This is a genomic window from Streptomyces sudanensis, assembly GCF_023614315.1.
Classification (GTDB): Bacteria; Actinomycetota; Actinomycetes; order Streptomycetales; family Streptomycetaceae; genus Streptomyces; species Streptomyces sudanensis.
This window is the reverse complement of sequence record NZ_CP095474.1, coordinates 2,889,309-2,892,996: the sequence shown is the minus strand read 5'-3', so window position 1 is coordinate 2,892,996 and position 3,688 is coordinate 2,889,309. Positions and strand designations below refer to the sequence as shown.

2 protein-coding genes are annotated in these 3,688 nt (G+C 76.8%); both read left to right on the top strand.

Translation table 11 applies throughout. The features are described 5' to 3' along the window. Window positions 1-257 precede the first annotated feature (257 nt). Window positions 258-1,511 (top strand): phosphoribosylamine--glycine ligase, encoded by a 1,254-nt coding sequence (gene purD / locus MW084_RS13440; RefSeq protein WP_010474234.1) that lies wholly within the window; start codon window positions 258-260, stop codon window positions 1,509-1,511. 241 nt (window positions 1,512-1,752) lie between these two features. After that, window positions 1,753-3,678 (top strand): hypothetical protein, encoded by a 1,926-nt coding sequence (locus MW084_RS13435; protein ID WP_010474232.1) that lies wholly within the window; start codon window positions 1,753-1,755, stop codon window positions 3,676-3,678. Window positions 3,679-3,688: the final 10 nt, after the last annotated feature.

Genomic DNA, 3,688 nt, shown 5'->3' with positions numbered 1-3,688 from the left:
AATGATTCGATGCATACATTAATTGTNAACTANNGNGGTNGNNGTNCNCGNCCCTGCCACNCCCCCGCCGGTCGCGCCCGAGGACGACGTACCGGAGGAGGACGATCCGGACCTCGTCGACTCCGCGCTCTCCGGCCACGAGCTGATCGTCCGCGAGCTCGGCGCGACCGTGGTGGAGGAGTACACGAACGAGTAGGGGACGTCCGCCCGGCGGCCCGCACGAGGGGCGGGGCGCCCGCCGGGCTACCCTGACTGGCGTGAAGGTCCTCGTCATCGGCGGCGGCGCCCGCGAACACGCCCTGTGCCGCTCCCTCTCCCTCGATCCCGACGTCACCGCTCTGCACTGCGCGCCCGGCAACGCCGGAATCGCGGAGGTCGCCGAGCTCCACCAGGTCGACGCCCTCGACGGTGCGGCCGTGGCCCGCCTGGCCGGTGACCTGGAGGCCGACCTGGTCGTCATCGGCCCGGAGGCGCCGCTCGTCGCGGGCGTCGCCGACGCCGTGCGCGCGGCCGGCATCCCCTGCTTCGGGCCTTCTGCCGAGGCCGCGCGGCTGGAGGGGTCGAAGGCGTTCGCCAAGGACGTGATGGCCTGCGCGGGCGTGCCCACGGCCCGCAGCTACGTGTGCACCGCGCCGGACGAGATCGACCGGGCGCTCGACGCGTTCGGCCCTCCGTACGTCGTCAAGGACGACGGCCTCGCCGCTGGCAAGGGCGTCGTGGTCACCGACGACCTGGAGCAGGCCCGCGCCCACGCCCTGTCCTGCGACCGCGTCGTCGTCGAGGAGTACCTGGACGGCCCCGAGGTCTCCCTCTTCGCGATCACCGACGGCACGACCGTCCTCCCCCTCACGCCCGCCCAGGACTTCAAGCGCGCCCTCGACGGCGACGAAGGCCCCAACACGGGCGGCATGGGCGCCTACTCGCCGCTGCCGTGGGCCGATCCGAAGCTGGTCGACGAGGTCGTGGAGACGGTCCTCCAGCCCACCGTCGACGAGCTGCGCCGCCGCGGCACCCCGTTCTCCGGCCTGCTGTACGCGGGCCTCGCGATCACGTCGCGCGGCGTGCGAGTCATCGAGTTCAACGCCCGCTTCGGCGACCCCGAGACACAGGTCGTCCTCGCCCGGCTGCGCACCCCCCTCGCCGGTGTCCTGCTGCACGCGGCGAACGGCACCCTCGACTCCGAGGCGCCCCTCACCTGGCGGGACGAGGCCGCCGTCACCGTGGTCGTCGCCGCACGCGACTACCCCGGCACCCCGCGCACCGGCGACCCGATCACCGGCCTGGACGAGGTCGCGGAGCTGGACGCCCCGCACGCGTACGTCCTGCACGCCGGCACGAGGAGGGACGGCGACGCGGTCGTCAGCGCCGGCGGCCGGGTCCTGTCGGTCACCGCGACCGGCGAGGACCTGGCACAGGCGCGGGAGCGGGCGTACGCGGCGGTCGGGCGCATCCGGCTGGACGGCTCCCAGCACCGCACGGACATCGCGCGGGCGGCGGCGGAGCGGCGGTAGGCGCGGGGCGGGCCTCCGGGCCCGCCGTACACCTCCGGGCGCCCCGAACCGCCCCGGCTCTGCCCAAGCCATTCCATCGAGTGACGGCTACCCCATCCGAATGACGCCTGCGGGCACCCCAACTAGGGTGCCGCGCAGGCGTTCCGGCACTTGGCCCACCGGCATTGCGGTGTCGGTGGCGGGTGTCACAGTGGGGGAGTGAGCAAAACCGCCGCAGGGGTGGAGGGGGTGACGTACGGCTGTGTTCGGTTCCGGATCCGACGGTGGCGACGGGAGTGCGACGCGCGCCCCGGACACCCTGGGTGAGGAGCGGGGCGCGCGGGCCGCCCGCGCGCGGGCCCTGGCGGTGCTGCGCGTGCGGGGCAGGGCCCTGGCCGTCGCGCTCCTGCCCGCGGCCCTGGCCGTCGTCCTGCTCGCCGCCCGGGCGACGGGGCGTCTGGAGGGCTCCGGCTGGGACGCCGCCCGGTGGGTGGTGTCGGGTGTCGCGGTGATCGCGCTGCTCGGCGCGGTGGGAATCGGCGCGGTGATCGCGCGGTCCCGGCCGGCGCTCACGCCGACGGTGGAACTGGCCGAGGCGTCCGCCCCCGACCTGTACCGGATGGTGCGGGACCTGGCGGTGCGGCTGGGAGTGCCGGCGCCGTCCGCGATAGCGCTCACCCCGGACTGCGACAGCTGGCTGGAGGACCGTACGCACCGGGCGCACCGCAGGGCCGGCGGCAGGCCGCCCGGTACGCCGGACGCGGCTCCGGTACTGGTCATAGGTTCGCCGTTCCTGTGGTGGATGAGGGTCGGCGAGCTCCGGGCGGTACTGGCGCCGGTGGTGGCCGGCACGGGGCCGTCTGCCCATCCCGACATAGCCGCCGCGCGGCGGTTCGTGCGGGGGCTGGACGCGGCGGTGGCGCTGCCCGGCCGGCCGGGCCTCGGCCCGGTGCGGCGCCTGGGCGCACGCGCCGCGGGCGCGGTGGCCCGGCTGATGCTGCGGGCCGTGCGCGACCACGCCACCGAGATGGAGCGGGGTGCCGCGGCCGCCGCGTCGGAGCGGGCGCAGGCGGTGGACTACGGGCTGCGGATCGCCGCCCAGGAGCAGGTCGGCCTCGCGTACGCGGGGTGGGACCGGCTGCTGACCCGGGTGGCGCTGCCCGCGTGGCGCATGGGGAGGTGGCCGTCCCGGCTGGACGCGGGCGTCGTCTCGGCCCTCACGGAGCTGTCCCGGCGCGACCGGCTCGCCGAGGGGTTCGCGTCGCGGCTCGGCGAGCGGCCGGCGTGCGACCTGCTGGAGGAACCGGGGCTCGTCGACGAGGCCGCGTCCCTGCTGGCCGCGCGCCTCTTCCACGGCGGGCCCGCCGAACCGGGACCCGGCTGGGCTCCGGTGGACTGGCAGCGGTACCCGGAGGAGGTCGTCGACCGCAAGTGGCGCACCGAGGCCGCGCGCCTCCACCGTGTCCTGGACCGCCTGGGCGCCCGCGTCGCCGCGGAGGGGCCGACGCTGGCCCGGGTGCTGAACCACTTCTCGACGGCCGACGGCAGGGAGGCGCTGGCGGCGGCGCTGAGCGCGGAGCTGTCCCGTGAGGAGGCTTCGTCCCGCGCGGCCGAGGCGCCGGAAGGGATATCCGCCGCGGGGGCGCCGCCCGGCGGCGCCGCCCCGGCCGCGGACGGCGGCCGTACGGCGGGCACCGACCGGAGCGGGGGCGGCGGCCCGGATTCCGGCGGTTTTGCCGGCCCTTCCGCGCACGCGGAGCCCGCCGGGCCTCCTGCGCCCGCCACGCCGTCCGTACCCGCCGAACCCTCCGTACCCGCCGTGCCCGCCGAACCCTCCGTACCCGCCGTGCCCGCCACGCCGTCCGGGGCCGCCGCACCCGCGATCCTCGTGCCGGGGGCCGACGAGCTGCCCCTGTCGCCCCTCCAGCCCCCGCGCAGCGGGCGGGAACTGCTGGCGGACCATGTGCTGGCCATGGTGTGCTGCGCCGCCGTCGACACCGCGGGTGCGGCGCCCGGACTGGACTGGCTGGACGGTCCCGTGCTGCTCGTCGCCGACGGCGGCGGGAGACGGCGGGCCGATGTGGCCCCCGGCGTCCTCGCCCTGGTCGAGGACGCCGACCCCGAGCCGCTGCGCGACTGGCTCGCCTCCGTCGGAGCGCGCCCCGAGAAGCCCGTACGCCTCGCCTGACCCCGGGCCC